The organism is Aeromonas sp. s8, assembly GCF_040907785.1.
Taxonomy (GTDB): domain Bacteria; phylum Pseudomonadota; class Gammaproteobacteria; order Enterobacterales; family Aeromonadaceae; genus Aeromonas; species Aeromonas veronii.
In genome coordinates this window covers 22,736-45,502 of sequence record NZ_JBFOCL010000049.1, presented here as the reverse complement: position 1 = coordinate 45,502, position 22,767 = coordinate 22,736, and the positions used below count along the sequence as shown (strand labels likewise).

The window sequence follows — 22,767 nt, the reverse complement described above, 5'->3', positions numbered from 1 at the left end:
CGCTCTGCCGCTTTTTTCACCGCTGATGTGCCCCGTTTGCTCAGGGGCTGCCCTTGGCTTGTCGCTTCGGGCCAACAAAAGCGGGCTAGATGGGATCCCCTTCACACTTCTCCCCATTGTCCTGACGATGGCGGGAAACAGGCGCATATCTTGCTGTTTTTTATGCCGGTTCCAGATTTTTCCATTCGAAAAAGGACTTGCATATGTCCATAGGATTACCGCTCAAGCGGGTGGATGCCGAGGCCAAGGTGACCGGCAGCGCCCGCTATACCGATGACAACATCATGCTCGGGATGCGCCACGCCAAGTACGTGCGAAGCAATATTGCCCACGGCAAGGTGCTTGCCATCGATGCGACCGAGGCGCTGGCGCTGCACGGGGTCGAAGCCGTATTTACCCATGAGGATGTGCCCACCACCTGTTTTCGCACCGCCGGTCACGCCTGGTCCCTCGATGAGGCGAAACGGGACGTGAAAGACAGGCGCCTGCTCACCGACCATGTGCGCCACTTCGGCGATGGGGTGGCAATCGTAGTGGCCCGCGATCCGCTGGTGGCGGAAAAAGCGGCCGCCCTGGTCAAGGTGACTTACGAACCGCTGCCGGTGATGACGGATGCCCAAAGCGCGCTGGCCGACGGTGCCTATCCCATCCACCCGAGCGGCAATCTGCTACGCCAAAGCCAGCTTCGCGCCAATGACCCGGAGCAGGCCATTGCGGCGGCAGATCTGCAGTTTCAGGGGTACTACCGGACCCCGGTGGTGCAGCACTGCCATCTGGAGACGGTGACCTGCTACGCCTATATGGATCAACCGGACCACATCATAGTGGTCAGCAGCACCCAGATCCCCCAGATAGTGCGCAGCCGGGTGGCCAAGTCCCTCGGCCTGCCCTGGTCGAGCGTGCGGGTGATCAAGCCCTATATGGGTGGCGGTTTTGGCAACAAGCAGGATGTGCTGGAAGAGCCGATGGCGGCGTTTTTGAGCTACAAGCTCGGCGGCGTGCCGGTCAAGGTGACCTTGAGCCGGGAGGAGTGCTTTTTTGCCTCCCGCACACGCCACGGCTTTGCCATCGATGGCAAGATGGGCCTCAACCGCGATGGCATCCTCAAGGGCTATCAGCTCGACGTGCTCTCCAACACCGGCGGCTATGCCTCTCACGGCCACTCCATCGCCAGCGCCGGTGGCAACAAGATCAGCTACCTCTATCCGCGCAGCGCCTTCGGTTATGACGCCAAGACCTTCTACAGCAACCTGCCCACCGCCGGTGCCATGCGCGGTTACGGCGCGCCGCAGGCGATTTTTGCCCTCGAGTGCATGCTGGACGATGCCTGCGCTGAACTCGGGTTAGACCCGCTCGATGTGCGGATCGCCAACGTGGCGCGCGAGGGGGATGTCAATCAGGTCAACCAGAAGACCATCTACAGCGCCGGGTTGCCGGACTGCCTGCTGCGTGGTCGCGAGATGTTCGAGTGGGATCGGCTCAAGTCCGAGTGCTTGGCGCAGGATCCGGCAAGCCGGGTGCGGCGTGGCATCGGGGTGGCCTGTTTCAGCTACGGCTCCAACACCTACCCGGTGGGGGTTGAAATTGCTGGCGCCCGCATGCTGCTCAATCAGGATGGCACCGTCAATCTGCAGATCGGTGCCACCGAGATAGGGCAGGGGTCGGATACCGTCTTTGCCCAGATGGCGGCCCAGACGTTGGGCATTCCGTTTGAGCAGATCCGGGTGGTCTCGACTCAGGATACCGACATCACCGCCTACGATCCGGGCTCGTTCGCCTCGCGCCAGAGTTATGTGGCGGCCCCTGCCATCCATCAGGCGGCGCTGCAGTTGCGGGCCCGCATCCTCTCGCTGGCGGCCCAGCTCTGCCATCAGGATGTAGGGTCGCTGACTCTGATCGATGGCTACGTGGTGTTGGCCGGTGCGCCGGAGAAAGTACTTATCAGCGTTGCCGAGGTGTCGGTCAACGCCTACTACCACCTCACTATCGGCGGCCAGATCACCTCCGAGGTCTCCCACAAGACCACCACCAACCCGCCCAGTTTCGGCTGTACCTTTGTCGATCTCAGCGTTGATATCGATCTCTGCAAGGTGACCATCAATCGCATTATCAACCTGCACGATGCAGGCAAGATCCTCAACCCGCAACTGGCGGAGGGACAGGTGCATGGCGGCATGGGGATGGGGATCGGCTGGTCCCTGTTCGAGGAGATGATCATCGACGCCAAGACCGGTGTGGTGCGCAACCCCAACCTGCTCGACTACAAGTTCCCCACCATGCTGGATTTGCCCGAGCTGGAATGCGACTTCGTGCAGACCTACGAGCCCCAGTCGGTCTATGGCCACAAATCCCTGGGGGAACCGCCCATTATCTCGCCGGGCCCGGCGATCCGTAATGCTATCAGCATGGCGACCGGCGTCGCCATCAACGAGCTGCCCATCACCCCCAAGACCCTGTTCCGGGAGTTTGTCGCGGCGGGTTTGATTGGCGAGGGATCAGGGGAGGAGCAACACCATGTTTGATATTGCCCGTTACTACAAGGCGCACAGTGTGGCCGAGGCGGTCGCCCTGCGTCAGGCTGACCCCGAGGCGCGTTTGCTGGCAGGCGGCACCGATGTGATGATCCAGCTGCATCACCTCAACACCGCCTATCGCCATATCGTTGATATTCACGACTTGCCCGAACTCAAAGGGGTGTGCGAGTTGCCTGATGGGTCGATCCGCATCGGCTCCGGCACCACCTTTACCGAGATCATCGAGAACGAACTGGTGCAGCGCCGCCTGCCGATGCTGGCCGAGGCGGCCGCCACCATCGCCGGGCCGCAGATCCGCAACGTCGCCACCTATGGCGGCAATATCTGCAACGGCGCTACCAGTGCTGACTCGGCAGCGCCGACTGTCGCGCTGGAAGCAGAGCTTGAAATTGCGGGGCCCGATGGCACACGCCGCATCCCCATCGCCGGTTTTCACACCGGCCCCGGCAAGGTGGCGCTGCAACCGGCGGAAATCCTGGTGGCGTTTCATTTCGCCCCGGATTCTCACCCCCATGTGGGCTCCCACTACTTCAAATACGCCATGCGCGATGCCATGGATATCGCCACCATCGGCTGCGCCGCCTACTGTCAGATTGAGGATGGTCACTTCAAGCGTCTACGGCTGGCCTACGGGGTGGCGGCCCCAACGCCGGTGCGCACGCCTCACGCAGAAGCTGCGGCCGAGGGGCAACCGCTGACTCGCGCCACACTGGCCGCCATTGCCGAGGCGGTGGTGGCCGATGTGGCGCCGCGCTCCTCCTGGCGGGCGGAGAAGGAGTTTCGCCTACACCTCATCAAAACCCTGGCGCAGCGGGTGGTCGCCTGCGCAGTCGAACGTGCCGGAGGCAAGATCCTATGATGCAACCGCAAAGCTGTCCTGCAGTGGAGATCCAGTGCGAGATCAACGGCAAACCCTACTCCTACGCTGTGTCGCCCACCATGTCGCTGCTTCATTTCCTGCGCGGGCAGGGGCTTATCAGTGTGAAAGAGGGGTGCAGTGTCGGTGAGTGCGGCGCCTGTACCGTGCGGGTGAATGGCACGGCTATCGACAGCTGCCTCTATCTGGCAGTGTGGGCTGATGGCAAATCCATTCGTACCGTAGAGGGGGAGCGCAAAGGCAATGAGCTCTCCGACGTGCAGCAGGCCTTTATCGACGAGGGGGCGGTGCAGTGCGGTTTTTGCACCCCGGGTCTCGTGATGGCGAGTGCGGCCTTGCTCGACAAGACCGAGCGCCGTCCGCTGACCGATGCGGAGATCCGTCGCGGGCTGTCAGGCAACCTCTGCCGCTGTACCGGTTATCAGAACGTGGTGCGGGCGGTGAAGAGGTGCTGCAAAGGGTGATAGTTCGGGTGCCGTGAGTGGTGCGTGCCGTTGTTTGAAAAAAGGAAATCAAGCCGCCCAAAAACACAGGCCCGCCTCGAAAGAGGCGGGCCTGCTGCTGAGTGTGGTCAGGAGACATCACACTTTTGGCTGGTCGATCACCAATTTGCCATCTTTGACCGGAATGGTGGCGCCCGGGGCTTGCTTCATGCGGATCACCCCCTCCTGACCTGCGAGGCGATAGGTCACGTCATAACCAATGGTGTTGACGCTCGTATCCTGCACCGTCTTGCAGCGCTGCTCGGTGGTGGTATAGGTGTCGCCCGCCTGCATATTGCCTTGCACCTGATTGCCGGCGTAGCCACCCGCAACCGCTCCGGCGGCAGTCGCAACCTTCTTGCCGCTGCCACCGCCAAACTGGTGGCCGAGCACACCACCCAGCGCGGCGCCAACCACGGTGCCAAGGATCTTGTTCTCATCCTGCACCGGTTTGCGGTGGGTGAGCGTGACGTTGCGACACTCCTGTCGGGGAGTCTTGATGGTCTCTGTGACCGGCTTGCTGGCAATCACTTCGGCAAAGATGGGGGTCGGTGTAAAGAGCGAGCCACTGGCCGCTGCCGACAGAGCCAGTGCGGATGCGACGCCAATACCGATACCTGCCATCATGGATCTGTTCATTTTATGGTTCTCCTGCATACCCATACGGGCTGTTCCAATCTGGCGCCATCTTGTCATAACCGGTTGGCCGGACAAGGCGAGGGAGATGGGCCTGCGACAGGCACTGGCAAGGTCAAAAGACAGCCACCATGAAAAAGTGTCTGGCTTTGGCGACAACGGACTAAAAGTGACCGGTTTCCGGCGCATGGCCAGCTTTGTCAGTGTGATAAGGAGCAATTCGAGTCGCAATTTGCAAGGCGCGAGGTGAGCAGAATGCCAGAGTGGCAAAGTGCTGACGGGGGCAGGTCAAGGAAGGTCTTGAACAAGGGCATTATTCGTTGAGATGGCCACGCAAGTGGTTGATAAATGGCTCCAGCCCCATCGGATGTTGGCCGATAAGAGATCACGGCAAGCATTTTGCTTTGCTTGGGTGAAGCAGAGGGTGAACGGGTCGGCAGACAACGGCGTAAGGCCTGAAATGAAGACGTTCACCCGAGATCACCGGATCAACGAGGGGGAGATATGTCAATGTTACCCAGCTGGATCACCCCGGCCATCCAGGCCAACATCATCACGGTGCAGCAGGCCGAACGTCTGCTCTCATCCCTCTACCGACCCCTGGCCGAGCAGGGAGAGGAGCTTCCCGCCGATATCGCCGACATCAGTCTCAAGCTCTACTGCTTTCGCCAGCAGGGGCGGGTGCGCCACTAAGGCTGACAAAAGAACACCCCGCGCCAGGCACGGGGTGTTGTCACTCATGTATCACAGGCCCATCAGGCCAACATCACTTGCGCCACCAGCATCAGGGCGCCAAATCCCAGCACAAAGCCCACCATGGGCAGCACGAACTTGACCCACTTGTTGAACTGGATGCCGAGCATCTGCAAAGTGACCAGCACCAGTCCGGTGGGGGCCAGGAACAGCATGGCGTATTGCCCCCAGTTGTAGGCCGACACCACGATATAGCGGGGGATCATCACAGTATCTGCCAGCGGTGCCATGATGGGCATGGAGAGCACTGCGAGCCCCGAGGAGGAGGGTACCACCAGCCCCAAGAGGGTGAACACCAGCATCTGTGCCACCGCGAACACGGCGCCATGCATGCCGGAGACCAGATCGGAGGCGTAGGCCAGAATAGTGTCCGAGATCATCCCCTGATCCAGTACCAGATTGACCCCCCGCGCCAGCCCGATGATGAGGGAGACGGCCACCAGCTCCGACGCCCCCTGAGTGAAGGCCTCGACCGCCTCTTTCTCTTTGAGACCCGAGATAAAAATGATGATGATGGCGATGGTCAGGAAGGAAGCTGCCATCTGCGGAAACCACCAACCGGCCATGGATACGCCCCACACCATCAGCGGGAAGGCGAGGATAAACAGGGTCAGAATGATCTTGCGGCGCAGGGTGAAGGGCACCCCTTCATCCATGGCGCCCTCTTTGAGAAATCGGGCGCGAAAACTCTCTCTGTCCTCATAGGTGTAGGAGAAGGCCGGATTGGCCTTGATCTTCTTGCAGTACCAGTAGAGATAACCGATCACCACCAGGGTGCCCACCAGACAGCCAATGGCGCGAAAGATCAGCCCCTCGGTAAAGGGAATGCCGGCGGCATTGGAGGCGATCACCACCGAGAAGGGATTGATGGTGGAAAAGGTGGTGCCCATGGAGGCGGCGAGGAAGATGGCCCCTACGCAGACGATGGAGTCATAGCCGAGCGCCAGAAAGATGGGCACCAGTATGGGGTAGAAGGCGACCGCCTCTTCCTCCAGTCCGCAGGTGGTGCCTCCCAGCGCCATCACGAAGCAGACCAGCGCCACAAACAGGAACTCGTTGCCCCGGGTCTTGCGCGATAGCGCCACCAACCCCGCACTGAATGCGCCTGTCTTGTTGATGACGCCGATCAGCCCCCCGAGCACCAGAATAAAGACGATGATATCCGCCCCCTCTATGGTGCCCTTGACCATGCTGACTGCCACGTCACCGAGCCCCTTGGGCGCTTGCTCCAATCGGGCATAGGAGCCGGGAATGGCAATGGGCTTGCGGATGGTGCCGTTGGTAAATTGCTCCACCGCAATATTGATATTGAGTTTTGCCAGGGCATCCTGGGTTGCGGGAAGTCGGCTTATTTCCCCCTGTGGGCTATTGACCATCAGGCTTTCACTGGCCGGATTATAAGAGAGCTTGGCATAGGCGCCCGCCGGAATTATCCAGGTCAGCGCAATGGCCAGTAACATAATAAGAAACAGAATGGTAAATGCAGTAGGGAATTGTCTGCGTGGTGTGGTATTCGGCACGGCACACATAAAATGCTCCTTGATAAAGCAGGTTTGGGCTCGGCGGAATATCGGGTCGATAGGGTTTCTGCGTCATACATCCAAGGTACGCAAACTCACTGTGTATTGCGTAGTGATTGGCGAGAAATCTGGCCTGATATTGAACATCCGGTAGATTGTTTCACGTTGTAACCGTAACCCGTGCGCGGCTGGATGAACATGGCGCCATGCTCGCTTTATGGGATGGCTCACAGAATTTATTTGTTATGAATTTAATGACTGGGGTGAAATAAATGGCGTTATGCAATAACTATTTCAGCTTTTGTTTAACGTGGCTTGCCTTAAATAAATGTTATGAAAATAGTGCGCGCCGAGATGAATGGAGTGGCATATAAAGCAGCTTTGACGGAATAATATTCCACTATCGTCATTTTTAGTTATTCTCCAAAAATAGCCTGTGAAAAAAATGGCACGCTTTCCCGTAATGAAATATTTTTTTTGCAACGAAAACAGGGGGCCCCTGTTGGCAGCAGGCTGCCCCTGTCTAAGACGTTTTGCTAATACCTGCCGCCACAGGCTCGCTGTTAGGCTGTCATCCCCATAAGAGACCTGTGACGGGCAGGATGCCCATGTCGCTTCTTGGCCTCTGAATCATCCCGGAACAGCCCGTTTTGTGCCACCTGTGAGGAAGGAATCCGATGACAGTGCAGAACATCTATGAGCGCGACCTTGCCAAAACCGCCGCCAATTTTGAGGCCCTGACCCCCATCAGCTTTTTGGGGCGGGCGGAGCGGGTCTATCCCGACTATCCGGCGCTGATCCACGGCTCGCTGCGCCAGAGCTGGGGCGAAACAGCCCGCCGTTGCCGCCAGCTGGCCTCGGCCCTGCGGCTTAGCGGCATCGGGGAGGGGGATACCGTCTCCATCGTTGCGCCCAATATCCCGGCGATGTTTGAAGCCCACTTCGGGGTGCCCATGAGCGGCGCCGTGCTCAACACCATCAATACCCGGCTCGATGCCGAGTCGATGGCCTTTATCTTCCAGCATGCCCAGAGCAAGGTGGTGCTGGTGGACAGGGAGTTCGGCGCCGTGGTGCGCAAGGCGCTGGATCTGCTGAAGAGCCAACCGTTGGTCATCGCCATCGACGATCCCCTCTACCGGGAGGGTGCGCTGATCAGTGACCTCGACTATGAGGCGTTTCTTGCAGAGGGGAATGGGGATGAGCCTGGCTGGCTGCCGCAAGATGAGTGGCAGGCCATCTCCCTTAACTACACCTCCGGCACTACCGGCAATCCCAAGGGGGTGGTCTATCACCATCGTGGCGCCCACCTCAATGCCATCAACAATGTGCTCTCCTGGGAGCTACCCAAACACCCCGTCTATCTCTGGACCTTGCCGATGTTTCACTGCAATGGCTGGTGTTTCCCCTGGACGCTGGCGGCCACCGCCGGGGTGAGCATCTGCCTGCGCCATGTGCAGGCGGCCGCCATTTATGAGGCGCTGCACGAGCACAAGGTGAGCCATTTTTGCGCGGCGCCCATCGTGCTCAATATGCTCAACAATGCCGATCCGGCACTCAAGCAGGGGCTGGATCACCCCATCAAGGTGATGACCGCTGGCGCTGCGCCCCCCGCCACCGTGATCGCCGGTATGGAAGCGATGGGGATCGCCGTGACCCACGTCTATGGCCTGACCGAAACCTATGGTCCCTGCGTGTTGTGCGAGCCGCAAAGAAGCTGGCAAGGTCAGGATGCCACCACGCTCTCCCGCCTCAAGGCGCGCCAGGGGGTGGCATCCCCGCTGCAGGGAGAGATGCGGGTCATCAACCCGGTCAGCGGCGAGCCGGTGGCCAAAGATGGCAAAACCATGGGGGAGATAGTGCTGCGCGGCAATGTGGTGATGAAGGGTTATCTCAAGAACCCGGATGCCAGCGCTGAGGCGATGGCGGAGGGGTGGTTTCGCAGTGGCGATCTGGCTGTATGGCACCCGGATGGTTATGTGGAGATCAAGGACAGATCCAAGGACATCATCATCTCCGGCGGGGAGAATATCTCCAGTCTGGAGGTGGAAGATGTGCTCTATCGCCATCCCGATGTGGACGAAGCTGCGGTGATCGCCATGCCCGATGAGAAGTGGGGAGAGGTGCCCTGCGCCTTCGTCAAACTGAAAGAGGGGCGAGAGGCCACCCAGGCGGAGTTGATCGCCTTTTGCCGGGAGCAGATGGCCCACTTCAAGGCCCCTAAACGCATCATCTTTACCCCGCTGCCGAAAACCTCTACCGGCAAGGTGCAAAAGTTTGTGCTGCGCAAACAGCTGGGGTAGTGGCCTGGTCGTAAGGCGCCAGCACAGCCATTCATAAGAGGGAGATTCGAGAGAGCTGGAGGGCTGCTGGCCCTCCCGTTGTATGGCTAGGAAGCCTTGCAGGCGACGCAGTTGCGGCCGCTCTGTTTGGCCTGATAGAGCATCTGATCGGCGCGGGCGTAGAGGCTCTCCATCAGCTCCCCCTCGCCATTTTCCACCAGTCCGGCGCTGATGGTGATGACCAGCTTATCTCCATCTGGCAGGGGCAGCGGGCTTTGCATCACCTGCAGGCGCAGCCGCTCGGCCAGGGATGCGGCGGCCAAGAGGGTGGTGTTGGGCAGCAAGATGGCAAACTCGTCACCGCCGATGCGGGCCAGCACATCTTCGCTGCGCAGCACCGATTGCATCACCCTGCCCAGATGCACCAGCGCGCTATCCCCAAGGGGATGACCGAAGCGATCGTTGATGCACTTGAACTGATCCACATCCAGCACCATCAGCACCGAGGTGAGGTGGTGGCGCATGTCCAGACTGAGGTTCTTCTCGCACATTTCGAAAAAGAAACGGCGGTTGTATAGACCGGTGAGGCCATCGCGCACCGACTGCTGGTGCAGCTGCTCCTTGAGCTGGTGCAGTTCGGTAATGTCGGAGGAGATACCGATCAGGGTGGGAGTGCCATCCCCCAACAGAAAGGGCACCTTGACCGACCAGTAGTAGTGCTGATTTCCCTCGGGATCGGTCAACATCTCTTCCCCGGCTTGCAGCTCGCCGGTTTCGAATACCCGGTTGTCCAGTCGCCACAGCTGGCAGGCGCTGGCCGCGGGGATCACCTCGTCATCGCGCCGGTTGATGATCTGCTCGGCAGGAAGGCCCAGCAGATCGGCGACCTTTTGGTTGACGTAGAGAAAGCGGTGCAGGCTGTCCTTCATATAGATATGGGCATCCACGTTGGCGAGGATGATTTCCAGCAGCTGATGCTGCTCCGCCATGCGGGCCTCAATCAGCTTGTGTTCGGTGATATCGGTGGAGATGCCGCACAGGCCGATCAGGTTGCCGTCCCGGTCATACATGGGCTTTTTAACGGTCCAGTAGCAACGCTTTTCCCCGGTGGTTTTGAGGTAGTTGATCTCCTCCTGGGCGAGGGCGAGCTGCTGCTCCAGTACCAGTTGGTCGTTGCGCTGAATCGCATCCGAGAATTCGAGATCAAAAAAAGCCCGATCATCCTGCCCCTGCAACTCGGCGAGGGTGCAGCCAAAGAGATCCAGCACCGCCTGATTGGCATAGGTGTAACGGCCCGCCAGATCCTTGGTGAACATGTAGGCGTCCGTCTCGTTGAAGATGGCTTTGAGGTGATCCAGCTCATGCTGTAATCGAATGGAGAAGGGGTCATCCTTCATGGAGTTAACCATCCTTGGTTAAGGGCGTCGTTGTATACAGCGCGAATATATGTGCCAACGGTTTAAATTAAGCACTTCACAGGCCATATTTCGCGTTTATTTCCGCAGGATCTGCGCCATGTCACACGATTGTCATCGTTGGTGTGGTCAAAGGAAATCAACTGAGTCCATGGCTGTTCAGATAACTGTCCCACTCATATCGGCCCAGCTTCATGGGCCAGCAGCAAAGAAATTGCCAGGCAGTCAAATATGCCAGCCCGAGCGGCAGAAAGGGCAACAAACAGGTCTTTAATCAAACTATTTTCACTGTGCCCCTGATACCATTGCCGCACTATTTGGCTTGGGGAGTGCAGGATGGCAGAGCGAACAGTATTTGACTGGCAGGAACCGATTACATGGGATGGGCCGGGAACTATTGACGGAGTGGTGGAAAAGTTGGCCGGTGATCGGCTGGATCGCGCCCGCTATGCCGAGTTTCTGACCAACTACCTGGCCGCCGAAGGCAAGCAGCGCAACTATGTGCTTAACCTCAATGCCGAATGGGGGGCAGGGAAAACCTGGTTTATCAAGCGCTGGTATATGGAGCTGAAAGCGCACTATCCCACCGTCTATATCGATGCCTGGCAGCAGGACTTTTCCGATGATCCCTTGCTTACGGTGATTTCATCGATCATTGAACAACTGAAAGCAGAAGCGGGTAGCCCTCAGCTTTCCCCCTATTTGTCGACCAAGCTGGCTTCATTACTGAAAGCAACTGCGCCGATAGTGACCAAGGCTTTGTTTAAAAAAGTCTCTGGCATCAATATCGATGAAGTCCAGGAGGTCATTACAGCTGATGACGCGGGCAAACTGGTTGAATCACTTTTTCAAGATACTCGTAAAAAGACAGACGCAGTACAGTTGCTCAAGCATGAAATAAAACAGTGGGTTGAAGCAATTATTGGCAAGAAAAAGAAACAGGCACCCGCATTTATCCTGATTGATGAACTGGATCGTTGCCGCCCCTCTTATGCGGTAGAGATGCTGGAAACCATTAAGCATATTTTCGATATCCCCGGTGTGGTTTTTGTATTAGCAACAGATACCGAGCAGTTGCAGCATGCTATTAAGGTTATTTATGGGGCTGGTTTTGATGCGCAAAATTATCTTGGGCGTTTCTTTCAACGAAAGTTCACACTGAATGCCATTTCAAAACGCGATTTCATTACTACAAAGCTAGAAAATCGTATCCCTCTGACATCAAGCATTAAAATGTGGCCAGACATTATGGCACCGAATGTGATTATAAATGTGATAACAGCCATATGTGATTATTTTTCTATGAGTTTGAGGCAAGTAGAACAACTTGTAGATAGATTTGTTGCGCTTATGAACATTAATTCACACGATGATGGGCAAATAGGTAGGCTGGATTTCATCTTTCTTGTTTATCTTTTTGCTTTGCATGAAAAAGACTATTCTTATTATAGATTGATTTCAGAGGGCAGAGTAGAAAGGCGTGGAGTTGGTGAACAGCATATAAATTCATTTGATGTGGCCTTGAGAAAACGGCAAGATAAAACCATACAGATTTCTTTATCACCAAGTCTAGTTTTAGGTAAACCTGTAAATGATATATGGAAGGATGGTGAATACAATATTTCACTTATTTCATTGTTATACCATTCATATGAAATGATGATATTGCATGCCCATCATGCTAAATACAAATTAAATAATGACTCCGAATTGAAAAATGCAATGTCTTTACATGTAAGTATTAATCCACTTAGTCACGTCGAAGCAGCTTTACTGGCTAGGCCTGAATTATCTCAGCTCGAACATCGTTTCGAGATATATAGAAATTTTGTGGAGTTGTCTGTTCATTTTGATTAAATAAAGCCGGGATAACCCGGCTATATTTAAAACTTATTTATTATGCCGCTCATAAAGCCGCTGAACGACATCCTGTAATCCCAGCCCCTCGTTTTGCAGCAGTACGGTCAGGTGGTAGAGCAGATCGGCGGATTCGTTGATGAGCTCCTCCCGATCCTTGGCCATGGCGGCCAGCGCCACTTCGACACCTTCCTCACCGACCTTCTGGGCGATGCGCTTTGTCCCTTTGCCGTAGAGGCTGGCGGTGTAGCTGGTGGCCGGATCGGCCCCTTTGCGGGCGGCCAGGATCTGTTCCAGCTCTGCCAGAAAACCGAGTGGTGGCACCGGGTGACCATGGAAGCAGGAGGTTGTCCCTTTGTGGCAGGTGGGGCCGACGGGGTTGGTGGCAATCAGCAGGGAATCCTGATCGCAGTCGGTGCTGATGGCCACGAGTTGGAGCACATGGCCCGAGCTTTCACCCTTGGTCCAGAGCCGCTGTTTGCTGCGGCTAAAGAAGGTGACCTGACCTGTGGTCTGGGTCTTTTCCAACGCCTCGCGGGTCATAAAGCCCTGCATCAGCACCTCGCCGCTGGCGGCGTGCTGGACGATGGCGGGGATCATGCCATCGCATTTTTCCCAGTCGAGCTGCTCGGCAAGGGGGCGCGCGCTGGCGGTTGTTTGTGCATTTTCAGAGAAGTTATTCACGGATGGCGACTCCTTCGGTTTTCAGCCAGCGTTTCAATTCGGGAATGGGGATAAGGCCCTTGTGGAACACGGAGGCGGCCAGCGCCCCATCCACATCGGCGAGGGTGAAGGCATCGCGAAAGTGCGCCATGGCACCGGCGCCGCCGGAGGCGATCAGCGGCACCTTGCAGACGCTGCGCACCAGCTTGAGCTGGTCGAGATCATAACCCTGACGCATGCCGTCCTGATTCATCACGTTCAGCACGATTTCGCCCGCGCCGCGTTTTTGCACCTCCTGCACCCAGTCGAGAGTGTGCCAGGCGGTGGTGCGGGTGCGGCTCTCGTCACCGGTAAACTGTTTGACCTGATAGTGGCCCGTGTCGGCGTCGAAGTAGGAGTCAATGCCCACCACCACGCACTGCACGCCAAAGCGCTCGGCCAGTCGGCTGATAAGCGTCGGGTCGGCAAGGGCAGGGGAGTTGATGGAGACCTTGTCGGCGCCAAATTCGAGGATCTGGCGGGCATCCTCCACGCTTTTGATGCCACCGGCGACGCAGAAGGGGATATCGATCACCTCCGCTACCCGGCTCACCCAGCTCTTGTCTACCACCCGCGCATCGCTGGAGGCGGTGATGTCATAGAACACCAGCTCGTCAGCGCCCTCTTCGGCGTAGCGGCGCGCCAACTCGACAATGCCGCCCATCACCTCGTGGTTGCGAAATTGCACCCCCTTGACCACCACGCCATCTTTCACGTCGAGGCAGGGGATAATGCGTCTTGCCAGCATCAGTTGCCTCCTGTGGTAACGGCCGCGGGGGCTTGCCAGCAGGCGATGGCGTCACCCACCGAGAACTTGCCCTCCAGCAGGGCGCGGCCAAGGATAATCCCCTTGACGCCGGAGCCCTTGAGCGCCTCGATATCCGCGATGCCGCCAATGCCGCCGGAAGCCTGAAAGGCGACGCTCGGGTAGCGGGCGCAGAGATCCCGATAGAGCTCGACGTTGGTGCCAGCCAGGGTGCCGTCACGGCTGATGTCGGTACAGAGCACATGCTTGAGCCCGGCGGGGAGGAAGCGCTCGATCAGCGCTTCAATGGTCACACCGCTGTTCTCCTGCCAGCCTGCCACAGCGATATGGCGATTGCCCTGCTCATCGATATTGACGTCCAGCGCCAGCACGATCTGCTCGGGGCCATATTTCTCCATCCAGCTCGCCACCAGATCCGGGGATTTGACGGCGGTGGAGCCAATCACCACCCGGCTGGCGCCGGCGGCCAGCAGATCCGCCACATCCTGTTCGGTGCGCACGCCGCCACCGACCTGAACCGGTGCTTCGGTGGCCGACAGCAGTTGAGTCAGCAGGGGGAGCTGGCGAGCCTTGGCATCCTTGGCACCGTCCAGATCCACCAGATGGAGCTGCACCGCCCCCTGGGAGACATATTCATCGAAGCGGGCCTGCGGGCTGCTGCTGTATTCGGTCTTCTGCTGGTAGTCCCCCTGATAGAGGCGAACCACCTGACCGTTGATAAGGTCAATTGCGGGAATGATCATGCTAGTCACAGCTCCAGAAAATTTTGCAGCAAACGGGCACCGGCTGCGCCTGAGCGCTCCGGGTGGAATTGGGCGCCGAAGAAGTTGTCACGACCGACGATGGCGGTAAACGGCTGGCCATAGTCGCAGGTCGCCAGCGTCGCTTCGGTCACCTCCAGCGCATAGGAGTGCACGAAGTAGAAGTAGCTGCCGCTCGCGATCCCCGTGAGCAGAGGATGGGTCTCGTCATGCTCAATCTGGTTCCAGCCCATATGGGGCAGGCGCAGATTACCCACCTCCATCAGCCGGATCTTGCCCGGCACTATGCCGAGACAGTCGATGAGATCGCCTTCACTGGCATCGGCACTCATGCTCTCTTCGGAGGCCTCCGCCAGCATCTGCATGCCGAGGCAAAAGCCCAGTAGCGGCTGCTTGGCGGCGCGAATTAGCGGTATCAGCCCGCGCTCGTTGAGGTTTTTCATAGCGGCCACCGCGGTGCCGACACCGGGCAGGATCAGCTTGTCCGCCTGCTCGATATCGGCCGCCACGCTTGAGACCAGCGGCTGCACGCCGAGGCGCTCGAACGCCATTCTGACCGAGGCCAGATTGGCGCAGCCAGTATCGATAATGACCAGCTTCTGCTTGCTCACATCCATCACAGCACTCCCTTGCTGGAGGGAAGCTCGCTCCCTTCCACCCGAATGGCCTGACGCAGGGCGCGGCCAAAGCCTTTGAACAGCGCCTCCACCTGATGGTGGGTGTTGCCGCTGCCCACCTTCATCTGTAAGGTGATGGCCATGGCATCCGACAGCGAGCGGAAGAAGTGGGGCACCATCTCGGTGGCCATCTCGCCCACGTTGTCGCGGCCAAAGCCGCTCGGGCAGTCAAACACGAAGTAGGGGCGACCGCTCAAGTCCAGCGCTGTGCTCACTTCCTGCTCGGTCAGCGGACGCGCATCGATCACCGCTTGCACCTCGTCCATCGCCAGCACAAAGCCGAAGCGGCCGATACCGCGCTTGTTGCCAAGGGCTTGACGCAGCGCCTGACCCAGCGCTAGCCCTACATCTTCTACCGTGTGGTGATCGTCGATATGCAGATCACCGCTGACGTTCAGCTTGAGCTGGAAACCGGCGTGGGTGGCAATTTGATCCAGCATGTGATCAAAGAAACCGATGCCGGTGGCGATCTGGTTGCCGCCGCTCTTGTCCAAGTCAACAGCTACCTGAATGCGGGTCTCCTTGGTATAGCGTTCCACCGAGGCTACGCGCCCCTTAGATAACAGCTGATCACGGATGGCGAGCCAGTCGTGATCCTGCGGGTGGTAGCGAATACCGCCAATGCCCATGTTCTCGGCCAGCTGCAGATCGGTCTGGCGATCGCCAATCACGAAGGAGTTGGCAAAGTCGATGCGACCCGAGGCGAGATACTCCTTTACCAGCCCGAGGTGGGGCTTGCGGCAGCTGCAACCGTCGGTGGGGAAGTGCGGGCAGATCAGCACCTGCTCCCACTTCACCCCTTGCGATTCAAACAGGTGCATCATCAGGTCGTGGGGTGGCTGGAAGTTCTCCAGCGGCAGGCTGGCGGTGCCCAACCCATCCTGGTTGGTCACCATCACCAGCACGTAACCGGCGGCCTGCAACTCGCGCAGCACCGGAATGACCATGGGCTCGAAGCGAAGCTTGGCGAGGCTATCCACCTGCTTGTCGGTCACTGGCTCTTCAATCAGGGTGCCGTCGCGGTCGATAAACAAAAACGGGGTCTTCATCGCTACATCCTTGTCTTACAAAGTGGGAGAGGGCAGATCACGCAATACCGCCAGCACGGCATCCATCTCGCCCTGATAGCCGATGGTGACGCGAATGCTGTTATCCAAGCCGGGTTTGGTCGAGAAATCCCGCAGTATGATGCCAGCGGCCTTCATGGCGGCAAAGACGGCGGCGCCATCAACAAAGCGCACTAGCACGAAGTTGCCCTTGTCCTCGAATACTTCATTCACGCAGGCAAGCGTTGCCAGCTCTGCCTTGAAGGCGGCTTTTTGCTTGTTGAGCTCTATCACTCGCTCGCGCATCAGCTCCAGCCCCATGGGGGAGAGGGCCTGCGCCGCGATCTGGGCGATGGGCTCGGGGATGGGGTAGGGGGCGATCACCTTGGCCAGCATGGCGATCACCTCGGGGCTTGCCAGCGTAAAGCCGCAGCGGATCCCCGCCAGGGCAAAAGCCTTGGAGAGGGTGCGGGTCACCACCAGATTGGGGAAGCGGGCCAGCAGGTCCACCACGGATGCTTCCGGGCAGAACTCGATATAGGCTTCGTCCACCACCACGATGGCGCGATCCCGGGCCTTCTCCAGCAGGGCGATTAGGCCGTCGCGCCCCACCAGATCCCCGGTGGGGTTGTTGGGGGAGCAGAGAAACACCAGTTTCACGTCGGACAGGCGATCGGCAATGGCGGGCCAGTCCGGCTGGCGGCTGGCGGTTAGCGGCTGCTCGACGATGCCGACGCCACAGGTCTCGGCGCTGATGGCGTACATGCCGTAGGTGGGCGGGCAGATGAGGATCTGATCTTCACCCGCTTCGCAGAAGGTGCGAATAAGCAGCTCGATGGCCTCGTCGGCGCCGCGGCTCACCAGCACCTGATCGGGATTAACCCCGGCATAGGCGGCATAGCCGTTCACCACCTCGGCCGGTTGGCACTCGGGGTAGCGGTTGAGGCGGCTTCCCTCGATGGTGAAGGGATAGGCCTGTGGCGCCTCGTTGGCGTTGAGCCAGACGTGGCCCTTGCCGCCGATGCGGCGGGCGGATTGATAAGGGGTGAGGGTCCGCACCACGCGGCGCGCCAGATTGGCAATGCTCATGACAAATCCTTCTGTTGTGCTGTTGGTTGGGGCGCGGCGGCCAGGGCGTTCAATCTGAGGGTGACGGCATTTTTGTGGCCATCGAGCCCTTCGGCCTGAGCAATGCGCTCGACGATAGGGCCAAGGCCGCGAATACCTTCTGCGCTCAGCTCTTGCACCGTGTAGCGGCGCTGATAATCGGCGAGGCCAAGGCTGGAGCAGGTGCGGGCATAGCCATAAGTTGGCAGGGTGTGATTGGTGCCGCTGGCGTAATCGCCGACCGACTCGGGGGTCCATGCTCCCAGAAAGATGGAACCGGCATTCTCAAGCTGGTCCAGCAGCTCGCGCGGGGCGCGGGTCTGCACAATCAGGTGCTCCGGCGCGTAGGCGTTGGAGATGGCACACGCCTCGGCCAGATCGTCACAGAGGATCACCAGACTGCTGCCGAGCGCCTGGGCGGCGATATCTCGGCGGCTCAACTTGGCCAGCTGGCTCTTGATTTCCCCAGCGATGGCATCGGCCAGCAGCGGCGAGGTGGTGACCAGCACTACCTGACTGTCTGGGCCATGCTCAGCCTGGGAGAGCAGATCCGCTGCCACGAAGGCGGGATTGGCGCTCTCGTCGGCAATCACCAGCACCTCGGAGGGGCCGGCGGGCATATCGATGGCGGCGCCGCGCCAGTCGCGGGATACCTGCCCCTTGGCTTCGGTCACATAGGCGTTGCCCGGGCCGAAGATCTTGTCCACCTTGGGGATGCTCTCGGTGCCGTACGCCATGGCGGCGATGGCCTGGGCGCCGCCGATGGCGAACACCTTCTCGACCCCGCAGGCGCGGGCGGCAAACAGGATCTCGTCGCTCGCCGGAGACGGGGTGCAGAGCACCACTTCACGGCAACCGGCGATAGCCGCCGGAATGGCCAGCATCATCACGGTGGAGGGGAGCGGCGCGCTGCCCCCCGGCACATAGAGGCCGACCCGACTGATGGGCTGGGTGCGCAGCTCGCACACCACACCGGGTTGGGTTTCCACCCGCACCACCGGCTGCACTTGTGCGGCATGGAAGGTGCGAATGTTGGCAATGGCTGCTTCGATGGCATTTTTGATGTCGTCATCCAGCCGCGCGCAGGCAGCTTCAATCTCATCTTCGCTAACGCGCAGCTGTTCACGGGGGGCGCGCTCGAAGCGCTGGCTCAGCTCGCGCAGGGCCTCATCGCCACGGCTGCGCACCGCGGCGATGATATCTCGCACCACGAGTCCGATATCGGCCTCGTCATTGAGGGCCGGACGGGTCAGCACGTCGGCCTGCTGGGCGGGGGAGAGGGTCTTCCAGATCAGGGTCTGCATGATATCCCTTCCTTATTCCATCATTTTTTCGATGGGCAGCACCAGAATGGAGCTGGCACCGAGGGCCTTGAGCTGCTCCATGGTCTCCCAGAACAGGGTCTCGCTGGATACGACGTGCAGGGCCACCTGATTGGTGTCACCGGCCAGTTGCATGATGGTGGGGCGCTCGGCACCCGGCAGCAGATCGGTGATGGCATCGAGCTTGTCTTTGGGGGCGTGCAGCATGATGTACTTGCTCTCGCGGGCCTGCTGCATCCCCTGAATGCGGGGCAGCAGTTTGTCGATGAGCTTCTGCTTGGCATCGGACAAGGGGTTGGGGGCCTGTACCAGTACCGCCTTGGAACGGTAGATCACTTCCACCTCTTTGAGGCCATTGGCTTCCAGGGTCGCGCCGGTGGAGACCAGATCGCAGATGGCATCAGCCAAGCCCGCTCGGGGTGCCACTTCCACCGAGCCGCCCAGCATAACGCTCTTGAAGCCGAGCCCTTTTTCGTCGAAGAAGCGCTTGAGCAGCCCGGGGTAGGAGGTGGCAATGCGCTTGCCCGCCAGACTCTGTGGCCCTGTGTAGGTCACATCTTCCGGTACCGCCAGCGAGAGGCGGCAGCCACCAAAGTCCAGCTGCTTGAGGGTTTTGACCTCGAAGGGGAGGCCTTGGGAGGCGCGAATAAGCTGCACCTCTTCCAGCACGTTCTCGCCGATGATGCCAAGGTCGACCACCCCTTCCATCACCAGACCCGGGATGTCGTCATCACGCACCCGCAGGATATCGATGGGCATGTTCTCGACATGGGCGATAAGGCGCTGCTCGCGCAGGTTGATTTTCAGGCCACAGCTCTTGAACAGGGCTTGGGAGTCCTGGCTCAGACGACCGGACTTTTGCATGGCGATACGCAGACGTTGTGTTTCCATTACTCGATTTCCTTCTAGTCAAAAACGAAAAAACCCTCGGAAGTGTGTGCTTCCGAGGGTTTATGAATCTTGCGGTCCTTTTGGAAGTCACCAGTTAAGTGTCTTCCAGCAGTCAACCTCCTGAAAGACTAGTCGGGATGATGATGGTGGTGATGAGTCTTCAGGGTGGTGAACTTCATGTAATCAATCCTTTACAAAATAAGATGTCGTAATTGACGCCTGATTTAAACTACCTGCCTTGACAGAAAATGCAACCCGAAATTGTGATTTGATCGATTAAAGTGGCGAAAACGGTTTTCTGGTCGATAACTAGACAATAACCCCTGCAGGAGTCGCCATCATGCCCAGCCAGGACCTGTTGTTCTCCATTTTGCCCCGGGCGCCCGCTGCGCCCGGCAGCGAAGAGATCAAGCGGGAAGTGAACCAGATCAGCAAAAAGCACCAGCTGCGCAAGACCAGCACTGACAACAGTGACTCCCAGCAGCGCCAGCAGGCATATAACACGCCCGCCAAGCGTGATCAGCCCAAGGCGGAGGAGGACGATCACAAGCCGGACCCCGAGCATCAGATCGATCTGTTCGTCTAGGCAGATTATCTGTCCCGCTTTTGCCGCGCTTTTGGCATAATGGCTGCTTTTGCTGCGGGACGCCCTTTTGACCATCCAGACCCTGTTCAAGCCAGATGGCCCTCTGGCCAGCCATATCGACGGTTTCAAAGCCCGCGCTCCCCAGCTGGAGATGGCCGAAGCGGTCGCACGCGCTATCAAGAGTGGTGGCCGTCTGCTGGTTGAGGCAGGAACCGGTACCGGCAAGACCTACGCCTATCTGGTGCCTGCGCTGGAATCCGGCAAGCGGGTGGTGATCAGCACCGGCTCCAAGAACCTGCAGGAGCAGCTCTTCTATCGGGATCTTCCGACCATCACAGGGGCGCTCTCCTACACCCCGCCGGTGGCCCTGCTCAAGGGTCGCAGCAACTATCTCTGCATCGAGCGGATGAACCGGCTCTTGAGTGAATCCCATCTGCAAAAGCCTGAGATCTTGAACGATCTGGTGAAGGTCAAATCCTGGTCCACCGCCACCGATAACGGCGATGTGGGGGATATTCCGGGATTGCAGGAGAACGCCGAGATCCTCGCCCACGTCACCAGCACCAACGATAACTGTCTCGGTCGCGACTGCCCCTATTACGACGACTGCCATCTGGTGGTGGCCCGACGCCGCGCCATGGATGCCCAGGTGGTGGTGATCAACCATCACCTCTTCTTCGCCGATATGGCGGTGAAAGACACCGGATTTGGCGAGTTGGTGCCACAGGCGCAAGTCTATGTCTTTGACGAGGCGCACCAGCTGCCGGAGATCGCCACCAACTACTTCGGCAAGTCGGTGGGTAGCCGAACGATTCAGGAGCTGGCGCAGGATATCCAGCTGGCCTATCGGGCAGAGGCCCACGACATGGCCCAGCTCGGCAAGGCGGCGGACCGGCTCGCTATCGCCAGTCAGGATCTGCGGCTCGCCTTCGGGGTGGATGGCGGTCGCGGTAATACCCGCGACATGCTGCGCCAGCCGCTCTGGGGGCAGGCTCTGGCTCGTCTTAACGACGCCATCGGGCTCTGCTACGAGGTGCTGAAACTCGCTCTCGGCCGGGGCGAGCAGCTGGATCACGCCTTCGAACGGATCAGTGAACTGCGCACCCGCCTGGGTGAAGTGCTGGCGGTCAACCAGACCGGTTTCTCATACTGGTACGATTGCTCACGGCTTCATTTCACCCTCAATCTGACGCCGCTGTCGGTGGCCGGGAGATTGGCCGAACCGTCTTGTTGCAGGGGGAGGACAACAAGCAGCGGCTGCTCAAGGAGTTTGTCGAGAATGGCCGTGCCGTGCTGGTGGCGACCAGCAGTTTCTGGGAGGGGATCGACGTGCGAGGGGCGGCGTTGTCGTGTGTTATCATCGACAAGCTGCCGTTTGCCAGCCCCGATGATCCGCTGCTCAAGGCGCGGGTGGATGATTGCAAGCTCAAGGGGGGGGATCCCTTCGCTGAGCTGCAGTTGCCCAAGGCGGTGATCGCCCTCAAACAGGGGGTGGGGCGGCTCATTCGTGATCGCAGTGATCACGGGGTGCTGGTGATCTGTGATCCACGGATGGTCAACAAACCTTACGGCGCCACCTTTATCAAGAGTCTGCCCGCCATTCCTCGCACCCGGGAGTTGGGGACGCTGGGGAGCTTTTTCGATCGCGGTGAATAAGTTTGCCGCCAGCTAACAGATTTGAACAACGGGTGAGCATATCTCGCTTGCCGGTTATGTAATTGACTGATTTTATAGAGATTGGAAAGCATGAACGAGTTGAAGATCCTGGCCGTAGATACCGCCACCGAAGCCTGCTCCGCCGCCCTGCTGGTGGGTGACAAGCTGTTCTCCCGCTGGGAGGAGGCGCCACGGGATCACACCCGAAAAATCCTGCCCATGGTTCAGGCTGTGTTAGAGGATGCCGGGATAAGTTTGAGTGACCTCGATGCCATCGCGTTCGGCCGCGGCCCGGGCTCCTTTACCGGCGTGCGGATCGGCATCAGTGTGGCGCAAGGTTTGGCGTTTGGCGCGGGAGTGCCGCTGATTGGCATCTCGACCCTGGCCGCCATGGCGCAAGGCGCCTATCGACTGGATGGCGCCGAGCAGGTGCTGACCGCCATCGATGCGCGGATGAACGAGGTCTATTTCGGCCGCTATGAGCTCATTGATGGCCGCATGCAGCTGGTGGGGGACGAGGTGGTGAGCGAACCCGCGGCACTTGTTGACGTCCGTGGCAAGCTTGCGGGCCTTGTGACCTGCGTCGGCACCGGTTTTGAAACCTATGGCGAGACCCTGAGTGGTCTGGCCGATGAGCTGGCGGTGAGCCAGGTGCGTTTCCCGGCTGCAGAAGACATGTTGCCGCTGGCCCGCGCCGCCTGGCTGGCGGGGGAGGCGGTACCGGTTGAACAAGCAACACCGGTCTATTTGCGTGACAAGGTGACCTGGAAAAAACTGCCGGGTCGCGAATAAGGGCAGGAGCGCTGACGTCATGTCGCTCTTGCCGCTCATCAGCTGCAATAAAAGCGGGTGGCCCGACGGGCCACGCCGGCAACAGGAGAGTGACATGATGCGTAATAG

Annotated in this window: 19 protein-coding genes, 1 pseudogene and 1 other annotated feature; of the genes and pseudogenes, 9 read left to right on the top strand and 11 right to left on the bottom strand. The window is 59.0% G+C overall.

All coding sequences use genetic code 11. The features are described from left to right. The first annotated feature begins 203 nt into the window (after positions 1 to 203). Genes xdhA through xdhC form a run of 3 tightly spaced genes read left to right on the top strand, consistent with a single transcriptional unit; the run spans position 204 to position 3,875 of the window. A complete protein-coding gene (xdhA, locus tag AB5Y86_RS18010) occupies positions 204 to 2,522 on the top strand; it encodes a xanthine dehydrogenase molybdenum-binding subunit XdhA (RefSeq protein WP_368193670.1) in 2,319 nt (772 codons plus the stop codon). Then, positions 2,515 to 3,393, top strand: a complete 879-nt coding sequence (xdhB, locus tag AB5Y86_RS18005) for a xanthine dehydrogenase FAD-binding subunit XdhB (RefSeq protein WP_368193668.1) — start codon at positions 2,515 to 2,517, stop codon at positions 3,391 to 3,393. Before xdhA ends, xdhB begins: the two co-directional genes overlap by 8 nt. Next, complete coding sequence (xdhC, locus tag AB5Y86_RS18000) at positions 3,390 to 3,875, top strand: xanthine dehydrogenase iron sulfur-binding subunit XdhC (protein WP_198506172.1); 486 nt, start codon at positions 3,390 to 3,392, stop codon at positions 3,873 to 3,875. The genes xdhB and xdhC overlap by 4 nt, the downstream gene beginning before the upstream one ends. Before the next feature lie 117 nt (positions 3,876 to 3,992). On the opposite strand, the gene AB5Y86_RS17995 is transcribed toward xdhC, so the two are convergent. Next, positions 3,993 to 4,532 carry a glycine zipper 2TM domain-containing protein gene (locus tag AB5Y86_RS17995; protein ID WP_368193666.1) on the bottom strand — a complete coding sequence of 180 codons (540 nt, stop codon included), beginning with the start codon at positions 4,530 to 4,532 and terminating at the stop codon, positions 3,993 to 3,995. 501 nt (positions 4,533 to 5,033) lie between these two features. Between AB5Y86_RS17995 and AB5Y86_RS17990 the strand changes: the two genes are divergently transcribed. Continuing rightward, positions 5,034 to 5,222 (top strand): hypothetical protein, encoded by a 189-nt coding sequence (locus AB5Y86_RS17990; RefSeq protein ID WP_005345660.1) that lies wholly within the window; start codon positions 5,034 to 5,036, stop codon positions 5,220 to 5,222. Between the two features lie 62 nt (positions 5,223 to 5,284). On the opposite strand, the gene AB5Y86_RS17985 is transcribed toward AB5Y86_RS17990, so the two are convergent. Continuing rightward, on the bottom strand, positions 5,285 to 6,811 hold the full coding sequence (locus tag AB5Y86_RS17985; RefSeq protein WP_368193665.1) for a YfcC family protein: 1,527 nt from the start codon (positions 6,809 to 6,811) through the stop codon (positions 5,285 to 5,287). Positions 6,812 to 7,479: 668 nt separating this feature from the next. On the opposite strand from AB5Y86_RS17985, the gene AB5Y86_RS17980 reads away from it, so the two are divergent. Then, positions 7,480 to 9,102, top strand: coding sequence for an acyl-CoA synthetase (locus tag AB5Y86_RS17980; protein WP_368193664.1), 1,623 nt, complete (start codon positions 7,480 to 7,482; stop codon positions 9,100 to 9,102). An 86-nt stretch (positions 9,103 to 9,188) separates the two neighbouring features. On the opposite strand, the gene AB5Y86_RS17975 is transcribed toward AB5Y86_RS17980, so the two are convergent. Continuing rightward, positions 9,189 to 10,478, bottom strand: a complete 1,290-nt coding sequence (locus AB5Y86_RS17975) for a diguanylate cyclase (RefSeq protein WP_368193662.1) — start codon at positions 10,476 to 10,478, stop codon at positions 9,189 to 9,191. 354 nt (positions 10,479 to 10,832) lie between these two features. Here AB5Y86_RS17975 and AB5Y86_RS17970 point away from each other — a divergent pair, with 354 nt between their 5' ends. Beyond that, positions 10,833 to 12,353 (top strand): P-loop NTPase fold protein, encoded by a 1,521-nt coding sequence (locus tag AB5Y86_RS17970; protein WP_368193661.1) that lies wholly within the window; start codon positions 10,833 to 10,835, stop codon positions 12,351 to 12,353. 33 nt (positions 12,354 to 12,386) lie between these two features. On the opposite strand, the gene hisIE is transcribed toward AB5Y86_RS17970, so the two are convergent. From hisIE to hisG, 8 genes are read right to left on the bottom strand one after another with little or no spacing between them, the layout of a single operon-like run. Next, positions 12,387 to 13,037: a bifunctional phosphoribosyl-AMP cyclohydrolase/phosphoribosyl-ATP diphosphatase HisIE gene (hisIE, locus tag AB5Y86_RS17965; RefSeq protein WP_139741939.1), complete on the bottom strand. Its 651-nt coding sequence runs from the start codon at positions 13,035 to 13,037 to the stop codon at positions 12,387 to 12,389. Further along, positions 13,030 to 13,803 carry an imidazole glycerol phosphate synthase subunit HisF gene (hisF, locus tag AB5Y86_RS17960; RefSeq protein ID WP_005345639.1) on the bottom strand — a complete coding sequence of 258 codons (774 nt, stop codon included), beginning with the start codon at positions 13,801 to 13,803 and terminating at the stop codon, positions 13,030 to 13,032. The genes hisIE and hisF overlap by 8 nt, the downstream gene beginning before the upstream one ends. Further along, on the bottom strand, positions 13,803 to 14,564 hold the full coding sequence (gene hisA, locus AB5Y86_RS17955) for a 1-(5-phosphoribosyl)-5-[(5-phosphoribosylamino)methylideneamino]imidazole-4-carboxamide isomerase (RefSeq protein ID WP_139741940.1): 762 nt from the start codon (positions 14,562 to 14,564) through the stop codon (positions 13,803 to 13,805). Before hisA ends, hisF begins: the two co-directional genes overlap by 1 nt. Before the next feature lie 5 nt (positions 14,565 to 14,569). Next, positions 14,570 to 15,199, bottom strand: coding sequence for an imidazole glycerol phosphate synthase subunit HisH (gene hisH, locus AB5Y86_RS17950; RefSeq protein ID WP_368193659.1), 630 nt, complete (start codon positions 15,197 to 15,199; stop codon positions 14,570 to 14,572). Beyond that, on the bottom strand, positions 15,199 to 16,308 hold the full coding sequence (gene hisB / locus AB5Y86_RS17945; RefSeq protein WP_368193658.1) for a bifunctional histidinol-phosphatase/imidazoleglycerol-phosphate dehydratase HisB: 1,110 nt from the start codon (positions 16,306 to 16,308) through the stop codon (positions 15,199 to 15,201). The genes hisH and hisB overlap by 1 nt, the downstream gene beginning before the upstream one ends. Before the next feature lie 15 nt (positions 16,309 to 16,323). Beyond that, positions 16,324 to 17,394: a histidinol-phosphate transaminase gene (gene hisC / locus AB5Y86_RS17940; RefSeq protein WP_368193656.1), complete on the bottom strand. Its 1,071-nt coding sequence runs from the start codon at positions 17,392 to 17,394 to the stop codon at positions 16,324 to 16,326. Then, a complete protein-coding gene (gene hisD, locus AB5Y86_RS17935; RefSeq protein WP_368193655.1) occupies positions 17,391 to 18,716 on the bottom strand; it encodes a histidinol dehydrogenase in 1,326 nt (441 codons plus the stop codon). The genes hisC and hisD overlap by 4 nt, the downstream gene beginning before the upstream one ends. Before the next feature lie 12 nt (positions 18,717 to 18,728). Then, positions 18,729 to 19,625, bottom strand: a complete 897-nt coding sequence (gene hisG, locus AB5Y86_RS17930) for an ATP phosphoribosyltransferase (RefSeq protein WP_005352174.1) — start codon at positions 19,623 to 19,625, stop codon at positions 18,729 to 18,731. Positions 19,626 to 19,653: 28 nt separating this feature from the next. After that, positions 19,654 to 19,778 (bottom strand) — a sequence feature (His leader region). Between the two features lie 187 nt (positions 19,779 to 19,965). Between hisG and AB5Y86_RS17925 the strand changes: the two genes are divergently transcribed. The 3 genes and pseudogenes from AB5Y86_RS17925 to tsaB all read left to right on the top strand — a co-directional run bounded on the left by AB5Y86_RS17925 (position 19,966) and on the right by tsaB (position 22,659). Further along, on the top strand, positions 19,966 to 20,211 hold the full coding sequence (locus AB5Y86_RS17925) for a hypothetical protein (protein ID WP_368193653.1): 246 nt from the start codon (positions 19,966 to 19,968) through the stop codon (positions 20,209 to 20,211). 67 nt (positions 20,212 to 20,278) lie between these two features. Next, positions 20,279 to 21,867: pseudogene (locus AB5Y86_RS17920) on the top strand (ATP-dependent DNA helicase). Between the two features lie 90 nt (positions 21,868 to 21,957). Beyond that, on the top strand, positions 21,958 to 22,659 hold the full coding sequence (tsaB, locus tag AB5Y86_RS17915) for a tRNA (adenosine(37)-N6)-threonylcarbamoyltransferase complex dimerization subunit type 1 TsaB (RefSeq protein ID WP_204483576.1): 702 nt from the start codon (positions 21,958 to 21,960) through the stop codon (positions 22,657 to 22,659). The last annotated feature ends 108 nt before the right edge of the window (positions 22,660 to 22,767 follow it).